15 protein-coding genes, 2 tRNA genes and 1 pseudogene are annotated in these 14940 nt (G+C 69.9%); 13 read left to right on the forward strand and 5 right to left on the reverse strand.

From position 1 onward, the window contains the following. Positions 1-37: 37 nt before the first annotated feature. Positions 38-847: an Fpg/Nei family DNA glycosylase gene (locus ACSNOH_RS11305; protein ID WP_436721115.1), complete on the forward strand. Its 810-nt coding sequence runs from the start codon at positions 38-40 to the stop codon at positions 845-847. Positions 848-884: 37 nt separating this feature from the next. Here the strand turns inward: ACSNOH_RS11305 and ACSNOH_RS11310 are convergent, their stop codons facing one another. Next, a complete protein-coding gene (locus ACSNOH_RS11310) occupies positions 885-2114 on the reverse strand; it encodes a GNAT family N-acetyltransferase (protein WP_436721116.1) in 1230 nt (409 codons plus the stop codon). 147 nt (positions 2115-2261) lie between these two features. Here ACSNOH_RS11310 and ACSNOH_RS11315 point away from each other — a divergent pair, with 147 nt between their 5' ends. Both ACSNOH_RS11315 and ACSNOH_RS11320 read left to right on the forward strand, forming a co-directional pair. Then, positions 2262-3401: a PP2C family protein-serine/threonine phosphatase gene (locus ACSNOH_RS11315; RefSeq protein WP_436721117.1), complete on the forward strand. Its 1140-nt coding sequence runs from the start codon at positions 2262-2264 to the stop codon at positions 3399-3401. Between the two features lie 17 nt (positions 3402-3418). Then, positions 3419-3862 carry an HD domain-containing protein gene (locus ACSNOH_RS11320; RefSeq protein ID WP_436721118.1) on the forward strand — a complete coding sequence of 148 codons (444 nt, stop codon included), beginning with the start codon at positions 3419-3421 and terminating at the stop codon, positions 3860-3862. Between the two features lie 83 nt (positions 3863-3945). Here ACSNOH_RS11320 and ACSNOH_RS11325 read toward each other — a convergent pair whose 3' ends face one another. Then, on the reverse strand, positions 3946-5049 hold the full coding sequence (locus ACSNOH_RS11325; protein WP_436721119.1) for an acyltransferase family protein: 1104 nt from the start codon (positions 5047-5049) through the stop codon (positions 3946-3948). 238 nt (positions 5050-5287) lie between these two features. Between ACSNOH_RS11325 and ACSNOH_RS11330 the strand changes: the two genes are divergently transcribed. Next, positions 5288-5482, forward strand: coding sequence for a hypothetical protein (locus tag ACSNOH_RS11330; protein ID WP_058044441.1), 195 nt, complete (start codon positions 5288-5290; stop codon positions 5480-5482). 97 nt (positions 5483-5579) lie between these two features. On the opposite strand, the gene ACSNOH_RS11335 is transcribed toward ACSNOH_RS11330, so the two are convergent. Next, a tRNA-Gly gene (locus ACSNOH_RS11335) sits at positions 5580-5653 on the reverse strand. A gap of 204 nt (positions 5654-5857) precedes the next feature. Here ACSNOH_RS11335 and ACSNOH_RS11340 point away from each other — a divergent pair. From ACSNOH_RS11340 to ACSNOH_RS11380, 9 genes and pseudogenes are all read left to right on the forward strand, one after another. Continuing rightward, positions 5858-5934 (forward strand) — tRNA-Pro (locus ACSNOH_RS11340). Positions 5935-6148: 214 nt separating this feature from the next. Continuing rightward, complete coding sequence (gene tig / locus ACSNOH_RS11345; protein ID WP_436721120.1) at positions 6149-7531, forward strand: trigger factor; 1383 nt, start codon at positions 6149-6151, stop codon at positions 7529-7531. 387 nt (positions 7532-7918) lie between these two features. Next, positions 7919-8524, forward strand: a complete 606-nt coding sequence (locus ACSNOH_RS11350; RefSeq protein WP_436721127.1) for an ATP-dependent Clp protease proteolytic subunit — start codon at positions 7919-7921, stop codon at positions 8522-8524. A 99-nt stretch (positions 8525-8623) separates the two neighbouring features. Next, positions 8624-9277 carry an ATP-dependent Clp protease proteolytic subunit gene (locus tag ACSNOH_RS11355; protein WP_030366475.1) on the forward strand — a complete coding sequence of 218 codons (654 nt, stop codon included), beginning with the start codon at positions 8624-8626 and terminating at the stop codon, positions 9275-9277. 142 nt (positions 9278-9419) lie between these two features. After that, positions 9420-10709, forward strand: coding sequence for an ATP-dependent Clp protease ATP-binding subunit ClpX (gene clpX, locus ACSNOH_RS11360; RefSeq protein WP_030366476.1), 1290 nt, complete (start codon positions 9420-9422; stop codon positions 10707-10709). A gap of 171 nt (positions 10710-10880) precedes the next feature. Next, positions 10881-11774, forward strand: coding sequence for a hypothetical protein (locus ACSNOH_RS11365; protein ID WP_436721121.1), 894 nt, complete (start codon positions 10881-10883; stop codon positions 11772-11774). Between the two features lie 79 nt (positions 11775-11853). Then, a pseudogene (locus tag ACSNOH_RS11370) lies at positions 11854-12237 on the forward strand (ACT domain-containing protein); the annotation flags it as partial. A 200-nt stretch (positions 12238-12437) separates the two neighbouring features. Beyond that, a complete protein-coding gene (locus ACSNOH_RS11375) occupies positions 12438-12959 on the forward strand; it encodes a DUF4232 domain-containing protein (protein ID WP_436721122.1) in 522 nt (173 codons plus the stop codon). Positions 12960-13126: 167 nt separating this feature from the next. Further along, positions 13127-13546 (forward strand): hypothetical protein, encoded by a 420-nt coding sequence (locus ACSNOH_RS11380; protein WP_436721123.1) that lies wholly within the window; start codon positions 13127-13129, stop codon positions 13544-13546. Positions 13547-13557: 11 nt separating this feature from the next. Here the strand turns inward: ACSNOH_RS11380 and ACSNOH_RS11385 are convergent, their stop codons facing one another. Further along, complete coding sequence (locus ACSNOH_RS11385) at positions 13558-13791, reverse strand: GntR family transcriptional regulator (protein ID WP_436721124.1); 234 nt, start codon at positions 13789-13791, stop codon at positions 13558-13560. Positions 13792-14109: 318 nt separating this feature from the next. Further along, positions 14110-14940 (reverse strand): hypothetical protein (locus tag ACSNOH_RS11390; protein WP_436721125.1); only part of this gene is annotated, 831 nt, incomplete at its 5' end.

Here is a 14940-nt window from a genome sequence, read left to right on the forward strand (position 1 = left end):
GCCCGCAGACGACAGCGCACGCACAGGAGACACGACCGTGCCCGAGGGGCATACGATCCACCGCCTCGCCGCGGACCACCGCGACCTGTTCGCGGGGCGACCCGTACGGGCCACCAGCCCCCAGGGCAAGTTCTCCGACGGCGCCGCGCTGATAGACGGCCGCGTCCTCGAAACCGCCGAGGCCCACGGCAAGCACCTCTTCCTCGGCTTCGGCGGCGGCGACTGGATCCACATCCACCTCGGCCTCTTCGGCAAGTACACCCTCGGCGGCGCCCCCGTGCCGCCGCCCACCGACACCGTCCGGCTGCGCCTGGCGAACCCCGAGTCGTACGCCGACCTCCGCGGGCCCACCGCCTGCGCCCTGATCACCGGCGCCGAGAAGCAGGCGGTGCACGACCGGCTCGGCCCCGACCCGCTGCGCCCCGGCGACGACCCCGGCAAGGCCTGGCAGCGCATATCCCGCAGCCGCACCAGCATCGCCGCCCTGCTCATGGACCAGAAGGTCGTCGCGGGCGTCGGCAACGTCTACCGCGCCGAGGTCCTCTTCCGGCACGGCATCGACCCGTACCGCACCGGCCGCGACCTCGCCCGCCACGAGTGGGACGCCATGTGGGCGGACCTGGCCGCCCTGATGCGCGAGGGCGTGCGCAACAACAGGATCGACACCGTGCGGCCCGAGCACACCCCGGAGGCCATGGGGCGCCCGCCGCGCGTCGACGACCACGGCGGCGAGGTGTACGTCTACCGCCGGGCCGCCATGGCCTGCCACGTCTGCGGCGAGGAGATCCGCACCGCCGGCCTCGCCGCCCGCAACCTCTTCTGGTGCCCGGGCTGCCAGCAGCGCTGACAGCCCGTCACCCGCCTGTCGGAGCCGGAAGAGGAGATCAGAAGCCGTGCGGCAGCCACGGCGCCACGTCGCTGCCGAACGCCGCCGACGCCTCCTCCAGCGCGCCCTCGCGCAGCTCCCGCACCCGGCCCGCCCCCGCGAGCGCGGCCAGCGACACCCCGCCCAGATAGGCCGAGCCCAGTTCCCGCACGGACAGGGCCAGCTCGGCCGCGTCCTCCGTACGCTCGCAGGACGCACCCTTCGGATCGCCCGTCAGCCGCCAGCGCCCCGCGTTCCAGGGGCAGAAGTCGTCGGCGACCTCCAGCACCACGTCCACCGCGCTGCGGTACCTCCGCGCGGCGAGCGCCGCCCCCACGTCCACCAGCCGCACGTGCAGCGAGTCCTTGACCCGCGCCTCGCACCGGCGGACGTCGCTGACCAGGTGCAGCAGCGGATCGTCGACCGGCCGGTTGTGCGCGGTCAGGTGCGACGTCAGGTCGGTCTCCAGGAGATAGCGCCACAGGGCGGCGTACGCGGCAGGGGTCAGCGCCTCGGCGTCGCGCAGCAGCACCGTCCCGTTCGCGCCCGAGTCGCCCCAGTCCGGCCGCACGGCATAGCGGGCGTACCCCACGGTCCGGCCGCCCTCCTCGGCGAGCACGCACTGCAGCGGTGACGCGCCCTCGCGGCTGCCCGCCGGGTCCAGCAGCGGCAGGGCCTCCCAGCCCGGCTGCCGCGCGAGCATGCCCGGACGGGCGGCTACCCGGCGTGCGTAGACCGCCTCGCAGGCGTCGCGCGCCGCACCGGGCTCCGACAAGCGCAGCCGCACCCCTTCCGTGCCCGGCGGGACGGACAGCCGCACCCGGGCCGTATCGATACGGACGCTCAGCGAGTGGGTCGCGATGCCGTAGCCGAACCGGCCGTAGATGTCCGGCTCGGAGGCCGTCAGGACGGCCAGCGGTTCACCCCAGGCCCGTACGTCCTCCAGCTGCCGCCGCATCATCCGCCGCAACAGGCCCCGCCTGCGGTGCGTCGGCCGCACGGACACCATCGTCACCCCGGCGGCGGGAACCTGCTCCCCGCCCGGGACCGTGATCCGGAACGCGAACGCCCCGGTCGTACCCACTGCCTCCGCGCCGTCCCAGGCCCCGATCGACCGGTCGAACCCGGCCAGTTCCCGCCAGAGGGCGGCTTCCTCGGGGGCCTCGGGAACACCGCCGAACGCCAGCTCCAGGGTGGCGTACCAGGCGTCGAAATCGGCATCGCGCAGGACTCGCAACTCCGTCGTCATGCCCCATCCCTAGCAGCGTTCCGGCCCCGTACGCGAAGGAATTTCACATATGGGGCCGACCCTGCCGCACGGGACGTACCGCTCCCGGCCGCGTCGGCGCGGCGTGAGTCGACGCACCGCCGAATGGGTGGATAAGGTCACGATGCAATGACTGGCGGTGCGGAGACCCCGACGGCACGGATGCGCAAAGCATGGCACCGGGCCCGCACAAGCGTGCGCAAAGCCGGGGTGGACTACTTCCGCGGCGACGGCTCCGACTGGATCGCCCTCGCCGCCCTCCTCCTCACCGTCCCCGCGCTCGCCCTCACCACCATCGCGCTGCCCGCCTGGTGCGTGCCCACCGCCCTCGTCCTGCCGATCGTCGCCGGCGGGCTGCTGCTGCGCCCCGCCAGCCTGCTCGCCCTCTACGCCGCCTCCGCCGTGGCCCTCATCGCCGAGGCCGGCGTGCTGAACGCCGAGGCGAGCGGGGACGGCGTCCGCGTCACGCCCGGCACGATCCTCGTCGTCGCCGCCGTCGGCTTCCTCGGGCTGCTCATCGCCCAGTTCCGCAGCCGCGTCGGCGTGCCCTGGCGGCGCGGCGGCACCATGCTCTTCGACCTGCGCGAACGCATCCGCGTCCAGAGCAAGCTGCCCAAGCTGCCGCGCGGCTGGCACCGCGAGATGGCGCTCCGCCCGGCCGGCGGCCAGTCCTTCTCGGGCGACTTCGTCGTCGCCGCCCGCACGAACGGCGGCCGCACCCTGGAGGTCGTCCTCACCGACGTCTCCGGCAAGGGCATGGACGCCGCCTCGCGCGCCCTGCTGCTCTCCGGCGCCTTCGGCGGCCTCCTCGGCTCCCTGCCGCCCCACGACTTCCTGCCCGCCGCCAACGGCTACCTCCTCCGCCAGGACTGGGACGAGGGCTTCGCCACCTCCGTGCACCTCGTCCTCGACCTCGACAGCGGCGACTACGAGATGTTCTCCGCGGGCCACCTGCCCGCCCTCCAGCTCTGCGCCGGCACCGGGCGCTGGGAGGAGAAGGGCGCGGAAGGGCCGCTCCTCGGCGTCTACGACGGCGCCCAGTTCGACCCGATAAAGGGCAGTCTGCGGCCCGGCGACGTCCTGATGCTCTTCACCGACGGGCTCGTCGAGACCGCCGAGCGGGACCTCACCGAGGGCATGGACCGCCTCACCGGCGAGGCCGACCGCTACGTCTCCGCCGGCTTCCAGGGCGCCGCCTGGCACCTGATCGAGGCCGTAGCGAAGGACGTCAACGACGACCGCGCCCTGCTGCTGATCTGCCGGCACTGAGCACTGATAGGGGAACCATGACGCTGGATCTCGCCGCCGTGGAGGCACTGGCGCGCCGCGCCCACGCCGGTCAGACGGACAAGGCGGGCCGCCCGTACGCCGAGCACCTGGCGGCCGTCGCCGCGGGCGTGCGGCAGCGCGGCGGCAGCGACGAGCAGGTCGCCGCGGCCTGGCTGCACGACGCCGTCGAGGACGGCGCGGTGAGCGAGGAGCGGCTGGCGGAGTCGGAGCTGCCGCAGGCGGTCAAGGACATGATCCTCGCGGTGACCAAGCGCCCCGGCGAGGCCCCGGAGGAGTACGCGGCCCGCATCCTGGCGACGCCCGGCGCCCTCCTGGTCAAGGAGTCGGACCTGGCCCACAACGCGGACCCGGCCCGCGCGGCGGCCCTGGACGAGCCGACGCGGGAACGCCTGGCGGCGAAGTACGCGCGGATGCGGGCGCTGCTGGGCATCGAGGCGTAGGGGCGCGGCCGGGTCCGGCACCGCCGGGCTGCACCGTCGTGGCTGGTCGCCGCTGCGGCGGGAGAAATCTGCCCGCCGCAACGTCAGCGGGGCTTGCTGCCCGCGGACGGAGTGCGGAAGGCCCACTCCATCCGCGGCTCCATCACGCACCGGAACACCCGCCGCACCGGAGTCGTACACAGCGCCGTCATCACCACGATCGCGATCACGGTGACCAGCACCTCGCCGACCGGCTGACGAACCCACGCCGCCACGTCGTACCACTCCCACCAGCGCGAGAGCTTGATCAGGAAGCCGTGCAGCAGGTACCCGTACAGCGTCCCCGCGCCCAGCGACGTGAACCACACGGCCCGGCGCGGGACCCAGGCGAGGAACCCCGCCGTGAGCACGGCGGAGCAGAGGAAGAGGGCGAGGGTCATCACCGGCGCCGTCCAGACCGGCTCGTGCAGGTCCTGGACGGCGCTGTTGCGGTAGAACCAGCCGGTGTCCAGCGTGGGCGCCTGCCAGTACGCGACCGCCACCGCCGCCGCGAACACCGGCACCGCCGCGATCCGCACCCACCGCCGCCGCACGAGCTCGAAGTGCTCGCGCCGCAGGTGCAGGCCGATCACGAAGAACGGCAGGAACTGCAGCACGCGCTGCAGATCGAAGTCGCCGCCGACCTCGGGGGAGACCGCGGCCAGCACGGCCACCGCGAAGGCGACGGGAACCGGCCACCGGATCAGCTTCCAGACCGGCGTCGTGAGCCGCCAGACGAAGAGCGCGGCGAGGAACCAGTTCAGGTACCACGGGTTGAGCAGGGAAATCGGCTCGGGCGGGGCGTCCTCCGCCCAGTGCTGGAAGTACGTGTAGGCGACCTCGAAGACCAGGTACGGCACGACCACGCCCGTCAGCAGCCGCTTGAGCTTGGCCGGGCTCATATCGAAGCCGCGGGAGAAATAGCCGGATATCAGGATGAAGGCCGGCATGTGGAAGGTGTACACGGTCATGTAGAGCGCCATCGCGGCACGGCTGGAATGCGAGAGCGGCTCCCATGCGTGCCCCAGCGCCACCAGGACGATCGCCAGGTACTTCGCGTTGTCGAAGAAGGGGTCGCGCTGTGCCGGGGCGGCGGCGGATGCGGCCGCCGGGCCGGGCTGCCCCGGGGGGATCACCGCGCGGGCGGGAGGTGTGACAGCGGGGGACATCCGACGCACCCTAGCGGCGTTGCGCCGCGACCGCCACGCGGCCCGGCAAGTCGCCCGATATCCACTGACCACGGCTTTGCGGACAGTTTCCGGACGAAGTGCCGATGAAATGTCATGGGCCCACAGAAACCGGCAAGTTGGTGGCACGATGGTTGACGGGCGAGGGCCGCGGGGAGCATGTCTCCCGGGCCGACCAGTGGGTGGACCGGTGAGTATCCGACCGAGGGTGTGATCAGTTGTGGCCATTTCGCTGTCAGTGGTGCTGCTCTTGGCGATCGTGCTGGTGGTGCTCTTCCGCTCCGGCAGCATCAAGGGCGGCCCGGCCCTGGTCGCCATCCTCTTCGGCTTCTTCCTCGCCTCGACGGGAATGGCACCGTCGATCCAGAGGTTCCTGAACTCGATCGCCGAAACGATAAACGGCATCAAGTTCTGAGAGCGCCCTTACGGGCCGGCGACCGGTTCCGGGACGGTGACCACTGCCGGACCGTACGGCATACGACAAACGCCTCCGGCTGGGCCGGAGGCGTCGGTGGAGCGGGCGACGGGAATCGAACCCGCGTAGCCAGTTTGGAAGACTGGGGCTCTACCATTGAGCTACGCCCGCGCGCGCCGCGAACCCGGACGGGCCGTACGGCACGGTGTGCATCGTAGCGGGTCCGGGCGGTCCGCCGCACGTCACCCCTTCGGCCCCCCTCTTGTCCGTGCGCCTTATCCGTGCGCCGGTCCCGCGCCGCCCCGCGCTCCCGGGCGCCGCCGTCCGTGCGGACGCCGCCCCCTCCGCGGGCATGTACCCTACGTCTCGCACTTACGGGGTGTGGCGCAGCTTGGTAGCGCGTCCGCTTTGGGAGCGGAAGGTCGTCGGTTCGAATCCGGCCACCCCGACCACAGGATCCACACGATCCGCACGGACCACACGAACGGCCGCGGTTCCCGCCGGAACCGCGGGCCACGGTCAAGATCACATTGTGGGGCTCATCCTGCTTGCGGTTACTATGCAAGCTGCGTGCCCGTGTGTCTGCACTACTCGAGTCTGCCTACCGGGCGCGATCCGCTGAACCTCAGCAGAATCACCAGAAGTCAGCCCCAAGGAGACCGAACCGTGAAGAGCGCCGTGGAGACCCTGAACCCGACTCGGGTTCGGCTCACTGTCGAGGTGCCCTTCGAGGAGCTCAAGGCCAGCCTCGACGCGGCGTACAAGAAGATCAACCAGCAGGTCACGGTGAAGGGCTTCCGTCAGGGCAAGATCCCGGCCCGTGTCATCGACCAGCGCTTCGGCCGCGGTGCGGTGCTGGAGGAGGCCGTCAACGACGCGCTTCCGAAGTTCTACACCGAGGCGATCAACGAGGCCGAGCTGAACCCGCTGGGCCAGCCCGAGGTCGACATCACCGAGCTGAAGGACGGCGAGCTGCTGGCCTTCACCGCCGAGGTGGACGTCCGCCCGACGCTGGAGATCCCGGACTACTCCGGCATCGAGGTCACCGTCGACTCCGTCGAGGTCACCGACGAGGACGTCGAGAAGTCGATCGAGCAGCTGCGCGACCGCTTCGCCACCACCGCCCCCGTCGAGCGCGCCGCCGCCGAGGGCGACATCGTCACCGTCGACCTGGAGGCCAAGGTCGGCGGCGAGGTGCTGGAGGACGGCGTCGCCAAGGGCGTCGACTACACCATCGGCTCCGGCCAGCTGCTCGACGGCATCGACGAGGCCGTCACCGGCCTGGAGGCCGGCGGCACCGCCACCTTCACCTCCGAGCTCAAGGGCGGCTCCGCCGAGGGCAAGGAGGCCGAGGTCAAGGTCGACGTCACCGCCGTCAAGTCCCGCGAACTGCCGGAGCTCGACGACGACTTCGCCCAGCTGGCGAGCGAGTTCGACACCCTTGAGGAGCTGCGCGCCGACAGCCGCAAGCGCCTTGAGCGGATGAAGAAGTTCGACCAGGCCACGCAGGCCCAGGAGAAGGTCCTCGACGAGCTGATCAAGCTGGTCGAGGTCCCGATGCCGGAGAAGCTGCTCGAGGACGAGGTCAACACCCGCAAGCACAACCTCGAGCACCACCAGCTGGGCCAGATGGGCCTGGACCTGGCGAAGTACCTGGAGATCCAGGGCAAGACCGCCGAGGAGTTCGACGCCGAGCTCAAGGAGCAGGCCGAGAAGGGCATCAAGACCCAGTTCATCCTCGACGAGATCGTGAACAAGGAGAAGGTCTCGGTCGGCCAGGACGAGCTCACGGAGCACCTGATGCGCCGTGCCCAGTCCTCCGGCATGAGCCCCGACCAGTTCGCCCAGGCGGTCGTCGAGGGCGGCCAGGTCCCGATGCTCGTCGGTGAGGTCGCCCGCGGCAAGGCGCTCGCCACCGTCGTCGAGGCCGCCACCGTCAAGGACGCGTCCGGCGAGGTCATCAGCCTGGACGACGAGGACGAGGACGGCGAGACCGTCGAGGCCGCCACCGAGGCCGTCGAGGCCGCCGAGGGCACGACCGAGGCCTGAGCCCCGGTCGCCCGCGCAGGCGCCGCACGGCGCCCGTGAGGCAGCTGCAGAACGGGTCCGGACGTGTTCGCACGTCCGGGCCCGTCTGTGTCCCCGGGCCCGCCGCCGGGCATGCCCCGGGCCCGCCGCCCGCGCCTGCGCGACCTGCGGATCCCCGTGCCGGTCCCGCACCAGGAGCACAGTGAACCTGCGCTCAGAGCGAACAGTTCCTGATGCGGGATGGCGCCCGCCGAACAGCGCGTTAGGGTCCGTAGATACGAGGGCAGGGGACCACTTGGCGACCGCCGGAAGCACTCCGGCCGCGCCGTCCGTACCCCGGTCCCCGGAGAAGACGCGGAGACGGCCCGTTGCCGTCAGAGACGAGCAGGTGGATACGTGACGAATCTGATGCCTTCCGCCGCCGGTGAGATCGCCATCGGTGGTGGCCTCGGCGACCAGGTCTACAACCGGCTGCTCGGGGAGCGGATCATCTTCCTCGGCCAGCAGGTCGACGACGACATCGCCAACAAGATCACGGCGCAGATGCTCCTCCTGGCCGCCGACCCGGACAAGGACATCTACCTCTACATCAACAGCCCCGGCGGCTCGGTGACGGCCGGCATGGCGGTCTACGACACCATGCAGTACATCCCGAACGACGTGGTCACCATCGGCATGGGCCTCGCGGCCTCGATGGGCCAGTTCCTGCTGACCGGCGGCACCCCGGGCAAGCGCTTCGCGCTGCCCAACACCGACATCCTCATGCACCAGGGGTCCGCGGGCCTCGGCGGCACCGCCTCGGACATCAAGATCCAGGCCGAGCAGCTGCTGCGCACCAAGAAGCGCATGGCCGAGATCACCGCGCACCACACCGGCCAGACCGTGGACACGATCATCCGTGACGGTGACCGCGACCGCTGGTTCACCGCGCAGGAGGCCAAGGAGTACGGGATCATCGACGAGATCATCACCCACGCTTCCGGCGTTCCGGGCGGCGGCGGCACCGGGGCCTGACGCCCCGGCGCAGTACGTACCGCCAGACAGCCCGCACCCGGGCCGGGAAGACTGCCCCTCCCGGCCCACCGACCGCCACCAGGATGGTGAAGAAACCGCATGAACATCTCGTCCCCGAGCGGCCTGTACACCGGCCCCCAGGTTGACTCCCGCTACGTCGTCCCGCGCTTCGTCGAGCGCACCTCCCAGGGCGTCCGCGAGTACGACCCGTACGCGAAGCTCTTCGAAGAGCGCGTGATCTTCCTGGGCGTGCAGATCGACGACGCCTCCGCCAACGACGTCATGGCGCAGCTGCTGTGCCTGGAGTCGATGGACCCGGACCGCGACATCTCGATCTACATCAACAGCCCGGGCGGCTCGTTCACGGCCCTCACGGCCATCTACGACACGATGCAGTTCGTGAAGCCGGACATCCAGACGGTCTGCATGGGCCAGGCCGCCTCCGCCGCCGCGATCCTCCTCGCGGCCGGCACCCCGGGCAAGCGCATGGCGCTGCCCAACGCCCGCGTGCTGATCCACCAGCCGTCCAGCCAGACGGGCCGCGAGCAGCTCTCCGACCTGGAGATCGCCGCGAAGGAGATCATGCGGATGCGCACCCAGCTGGAGGAGATGCTGGCCAAGCACTCCACCCAGCCGATCGAGAAGATCCGGGACGACATCGAGCGCGACAAGATCCTCACGGCCGAGGACGCGCTCGCCTACGGCCTGGTCGACCAGATCGTTTCTACCCGCAAGAGTTCCGTAAACGTTTGATCGCCGTGCCGCTGGTATCCCCCTTGCACTGACCGAGTAAGGGCAAGGGGGGCCCGCTCGGGGGGCCCGGCAAGGTACCGTCGATAGGCAAGCACCCGGGTTCGCAGTGCAAGGCGGATCCCAGGCGAAGGGGAAGCACCTCGTGGCACGCATCGGTGACGGCGGCGATCTGCTCAAGTGCTCGTTCTGCGGCAAGAGCCAGAAGCAGGTGAAGAAGCTCATCGCGGGTCCTGGTGTGTACATCTGCGACGAGTGCATCGACCTCTGCAACGAGATCATCGAGGAAGAGCTCGCGGAGACGAGCGAGGTGCGCTGGGAAGAGCTTCCCAAGCCCCGCGAAATCTACGAGTTCCTCGAAGGCTATGTCGTCGGCCAGGAAGCCGCGAAAAAGGCCCTCTCCGTCGCCGTCTACAACCACTACAAGCGGGTGCAGGCCGGTGAGACCGGCGCGCACAACCGCGACGACGGCATCGAGCTCGCCAAGTCCAACATCCTGCTGCTGGGCCCCACGGGCTCCGGCAAGACGCTGCTGGCCCAGACCCTGGCCCGCATGCTGAACGTCCCCTTCGCCATCGCCGACGCCACGGCCCTGACGGAGGCCGGCTATGTCGGCGAGGACGTCGAGAACATCCTGCTGAAGCTGATCCAGGCCGCGGACTACGACGTCAAGAAGGCCGAGACCGGCATCATCTACATCGATGAGATCGACAAGGTCGCCCGTAAGAGCGAAAATCCGTCGATCACCCGGGACGTCTCGGGCGAGGGCGTCCAGCAGGCCCTGCTGAAGATCCTGGAGGGCACCACCGCCTCCGTTCCGCCCCAGGGCGGCCGCAAGCACCCCCACCAGGAATTCATCCAGATCGACACGACGAACGTGCTCTTCATCGTCGGCGGCGCCTTCTCCGGCCTGGAGAAGATCATCGAGTCGCGGGCGGGCGCGAAGGGCATCGGCTTCGGCGCCACGATCCGCTCCAAGCGGGAGATCGAGGCCAGCGACCAGTTCCAGGAGGTCATGCCGGAGGACCTGGTCAAGTTCGGCATGATCCCCGAATTCATCGGCCGGCTGCCGGTGATTACGAGCGTGCACAACCTGGACCGCGAGGCGCTCCTGCAGATCCTCGTCGAGCCGCGCAACGCCCTGGTGAAGCAGTACCAGCGCCTGTTCGAACTCGACGGCGTCGAGCTGGAATTCGACCGCCCGGCCCTGGAGGCCATCGCCGACCAGGCGATCCTGCGCGGCACGGGCGCGCGCGGCCTGCGCGCCATCATGGAAGAAGTCCTGATGTCCGTGATGTACGAGGTCCCGTCCCGCAAGGACGTGGCTCGCGTCGTCATCACCGCGGACGTCGTCCACTCGAACGTCAACCCGACGCTGGTGCCGCGGGAGCCGCGGATCGTGGGCAAGGACGAGCGACACGAGAAGAGCGCGTAGACGCTGCGCTGAGCTTCGAGGCTGAGCTGAGCTTCGAGGGCGCCTGGCATTGTGCCGGGCGCCCTTTTTGCTGCCGCGAGTTCGTCGAACGGACGAACGGCCCGGGTGTCGAACGAGTGATCGGCTGGGGATTGCCGGATGGGGTGCGGCTTGCACTCCTACGGTCGGACCATGGTCACATCGCAACACGAGGCATCGCACCGGATCTTCCAGGAGCGTCCGGATCTGCTTGCGCCGGTGTTCCGGATCCTGGGCGTGCCTCTGCCGGAAAACGCCGACGTCGAGATTCTGTCAGCGGACGTCACGGAAATCAGACCGCTGGAACGGCGAGTGGACACCGTGCTCCGGGTCGGGCGGCCGGGCGGTGAGCGGCTGATGCTCGCCATCGAGGCGCAAGGGAAGCGAGCCGAGGAGAAGGTCGTCAGCTGGGCGTACTACCTGGCCTATCTCAAGGCGAAGTACAAGTGTCCGGCACTCCTCCTGGTGATCTGCCAGGACAAGGCGACCGCGGACTGGGCGGTCGGCCCGTTCCGGCTCGGCCCGGACGGGTGGGCGGCGCTGTCTCTGCACCCGCTGGTGGTGGGTCCCGGCAACCTACCCATGATCACCGACGAGGAGGAAGCCGCTCGGGATCTGACACTGGCAACCTTCTCGGCCATGGCGCATGGCAGGCATCACGAGGCTCCGGCCATACTGGAGGCGCTGGCGCGTGCACTGGACACGGTCGATGAGGAGGTCTTCTCCTACTACTCGGACATGCTGGAAATCGCTCTGGGGGATAAGACCCCGGCACAGGAGATCTGGAGGAACCTCATGAGCTCACGCACCATTTTCCCGGGCCGGGGCACTGCCGTCGAGACGCTGTACCTGGAGGGCAAGGCGGAAGGCCGAGCCGAGGAACGCGCCCAGAATGTGCTGCGCGTCCTGGATAAGCGAGGCATCGCCATGCAGGACGTGACAAGGGAGCGCATCACGAGTTGCACCGACCTGCGTACTCTGGGGCGCTGGCTGGACCGGGCATTCTCGGTCGACAGCGCGGAGGAGATCTTCGTCGAAGAGAGCTGAGCGGCGAGCGGTACCGTAGAAGAGGGCGTCCGGACGAGTGCCGGGCGCCCTTCCGTATGCCCGTGCGTAGGGTGGCCGCATGGCAGGAGAACGCGATCTGACGAAGCTGCTCAGCGGCATGAAGCCGGTGCTCAACGCGGGGCGGTACGTGTACGCGACGGTGGACGGCGAGGCCCCGGAGGGCGTCGCCCCCGTCGTGACGGTGCGGGAGCCGGAAGGTCTGACGCTCGTCGTCAGCCAGGAGGAGGCCGACGCGGCCGGGCTGCCGTACGAGTACGTGGCGGGCTGGATCACCCTGCGGGTCCACTCCGCGCTGGAAGCGGTCGGCCTGACGGCGGCCGTCTCCCAGGCCCTGGCCCAGGCCGGCCTCAGCTGCAACGTCGTGGCGGGCTACCACCACGACCACCTGTTCGTACCGTACGAGCGGGCGGAGGAGGCGGTGGGCGTACTGGAGACGCTGGCGGAGGGGGCGGGGAGTAGCGTCCCGTTCCAGCGGGGCGTTCCAGGGGCGGGGCGTTTCCGCAGGTCAGAGGGGTGGGAGCGTTCCGGTGTCCCGAATGGGACGGTGGGGCTTGTGGGTGGCGAGGGCCCCTGGAGAGGCTGGCGGCACGCCCTGGGGAATCCCGCCCCAAGGGTGAATTCCGCAACCTTGGAGATACCCGTATGCGTACCGCCCGCCTCGCCGCCACCGGCCTCACCCTCACGGCCGCGCTCCTCGCCGGCACCGCCGCCACGACCGCTGCGGCGCAGACCGCGGAGGCGGCGCCCGTCCCGGCCTGCTCCGTTGAGAACACCAAGACGACGGTGCAGAACGTGCCCCGCCCGATCAACCACCAGCTGCTGACGGTCACCAACACCGGCAGCGAGCGGTGCTTCGCCTACGGCCACCCGCACCTGGCCTTCGACGCCGCGCAGCACGTGGTGCCGGTCGTGGAGGACTCCATCCCGCAGGCCGTCGTCACCCTGGAGCCGGGCCAGTCCGCCTACGCCGGCATCAACCTGTCCGCGGCTGACGGCTCCGGCACGGAGGGGCGCTACGCGAGCGTCCTGCGCGTGAGCTTCGACGAGGGCGACGGCACGCAGAGCCGCGCCCGCACGGTGAAGCTCCCCGAGGGCACGTGGGTCGACAGCAAGGCGGCGGTGACGTACTGGCAGGGCGACGTCGAGGACGCGCTGCTCTGGTAGCCGCTGGGCGCGGTGCGTCGCGGCAAGAAGGGGCGAACCGTCAACCATGCGTGTATGGCGGCCGGATGGGGCCCGGTGGCCGGTTCGGGCTCTGGTAGGGGTCCGGCGGGGTGGGCGAGCATGCGGGGGTTCGGAACGACGAACCCTGCGACCTTCAGGAGAAGGACATGGCCGGCCACTTCATCCTCAAGAGCATCAGCAACACCGACCTGACCATCGCGACCAGCAAGAAGGCCACGTGGTCGCCCCTCCAGCACGGCAACATCGGCTGGAACACGGCCTCGCGTGCGGTGCTGTCGAACGCCCTCGCCGGAAGGCCGATCGGCAACCGCGACGGCCTGCCGCCGCACCGGTACCTGGAGTCGAAGGTCAGCGCCGGCTCGGAGCTGGAGAAGTACCTGCGCAGCGCCGGCTGGGCGGACCTCCTCATCCGCCCGGCGAGCCAGGGCCTCGGCCTTCGCGAACTGAGCCCGAAGGCGAAGGCCGCCTGGGACCGCGGCGACCGCACGGGCGCCCTCGTCGAGCAGTTCCTCCACGGCACGGCGACGGTGGAGGTCTACTACATCAACGGCACCGAGATGAGCTGAGGGCGGCTCGTTTACGACGGCGGGGAGACGTACGAACCCATGCCGGGCTCGGTGTAGATGAGGCCGTCAGCTCGCAGTCCGCGGTGGACCTTGTGGGCCGTCGCCGCCGCGATGCCGAACTCTTCGGTGAGCTGATTGACGGACGGGACGCGTGAACGCGGTGGATAGGTGCCGTCCTTGATGCGTTGTCGGATCACATCGGCCACCTGACGCCAGCGCGGGATGTCGGGAACGAATTCGATCACATCGGCACACTACGCGGTTCGTGTGGTTCGTAGCACCTGCTCCGACCGAGCACATCAACCACGCCCCACCATCGGTGCGTTCGCCGTGGACAAGAGCGACGGCAGCGTCGGGCAAGTCATGCGCAACGCCGGCTCGCAGCTCCTGCTGCGCGCGCTCTCCGGTGGCAGCGACTGGGAAGCGGACCCCGGCATGGTCCGGCCCGCCACCGAGGCCGAGCTGCTCAGCGCCACGTTCAGGCCGCCAACGCCGCCAGTAGGTGGGGGAGGTAAACCGAGGGGGACGGGTGGCGGCCGCACCGCGGCCGCCACCCAGTGCTCCTACTTCTCCTTGCGGACGTCGTTGCGGACCTTGACCGTCGCTTCGGACATCTCCTTCGCGGACATCACGTTGCCGGAGGATGCCGTTTCTCCCCCGTAGGGGCTATTGGACTTCGAGACCGCGTGCCGGACCGAGGCCACGGCGCTGGAGTCGGCCCAGATGCACGTGGTGGCCTCCGTGCCGCCCGAGATGGTGCCCATGGAGTACGTCGTCTTCTTGGTCGCGCACTTCATGGCTGCGCCGTCGAAGCCGCTCGGGGTGAAGTTCGCCCACGGGGCGACGGTCTCGTACTTGATGCCCTGGGAGGACGACTCGTACTTCTTCTGGTCCTCTTCCATCTTTGCGATGACGGCGTCGAGGGTCTTCTCCGGGTCGGAGATCTCTCCGTAGACGCCCGAGATGGAGAGCATCTGCTTCTCGGGGCTGGCGTAGGCGCCTGAAATGCCCGTGCCGTTGGAGATGCCGAGCTCCTTGGCCTTGGTGTTGTCGGCGAGGTCCTTCGTGTCGGACTGCTGCTTGGCGGCCGACGAAGGAACGCTGTTCTTCGTGTACTTCCCGTCCAGCAGCTTGTCCGGCAGGACGATCGTGTACGGCTTTACGTCACCGCCGCCGCCCATGAAGTACACCGCTCCCGCGATGAGCGCGCCCACGACCGCTACCGCGCCGATCGTGATGCCGATCGCCTTGCCCTTGCCGCCGCCGTTCTGGGGCGGGACCGGCGGGGGGTACTGGCCGCCCGGGTAGCCGGGCTGCTGGTGCTGCGGGGGGACGCCCCAGGGCTGCTGGGGTGCCGGGGGCTGCTGGCCGTACGGCGTGCCCGGGGGCGTCCC

This window comes from Streptomyces sp. URMC 127 (assembly GCF_051386535.1).
Classification (GTDB): domain Bacteria; phylum Actinomycetota; class Actinomycetes; order Streptomycetales; family Streptomycetaceae; genus Streptomyces.

What these genes read in the sequence shown, in the direction of transcription:
- ACSNOH_RS11310 (WP_436721116.1), bottom strand. Translation starts at nt 2,114, where the DNA reads ATGACGACGGAGTTGCGAGTCCTGCGCGATGCCGATTTCGACGCCTGG.
- ACSNOH_RS11365 (WP_436721121.1), top strand. Translation starts at nt 10,881, where the DNA reads ATGGTCACATCGCAACACGAGGCATCGCACCGGATCTTCCAGGAGCGT.
- ACSNOH_RS11380 (WP_436721123.1), top strand. Translation starts at nt 13,127, where the DNA reads ATGGCCGGCCACTTCATCCTCAAGAGCATCAGCAACACCGACCTGACC.
- ACSNOH_RS11355 (WP_030366475.1), top strand. Translation starts at nt 8,624, where the DNA reads ATGAACATCTCGTCCCCGAGCGGCCTGTACACCGGCCCCCAGGTTGAC.
- ACSNOH_RS11325 (WP_436721119.1), bottom strand. Translation starts at nt 5,049, where the DNA reads ATGTCCCCCGCTGTCACACCTCCCGCCCGCGCGGTGATCCCCCCGGGG.
- ACSNOH_RS11350 (WP_436721127.1), top strand. Translation starts at nt 7,919, where the DNA reads ATGCCTTCCGCCGCCGGTGAGATCGCCATCGGTGGTGGCCTCGGCGAC.
- ACSNOH_RS11375 (WP_436721122.1), top strand. Translation starts at nt 12,438, where the DNA reads ATGCGTACCGCCCGCCTCGCCGCCACCGGCCTCACCCTCACGGCCGCG.
- ACSNOH_RS11315 (WP_436721117.1), top strand. Translation starts at nt 2,262, where the DNA reads ATGACTGGCGGTGCGGAGACCCCGACGGCACGGATGCGCAAAGCATGG.
- ACSNOH_RS11320 (WP_436721118.1), top strand. Translation starts at nt 3,419, where the DNA reads ATGACGCTGGATCTCGCCGCCGTGGAGGCACTGGCGCGCCGCGCCCAC.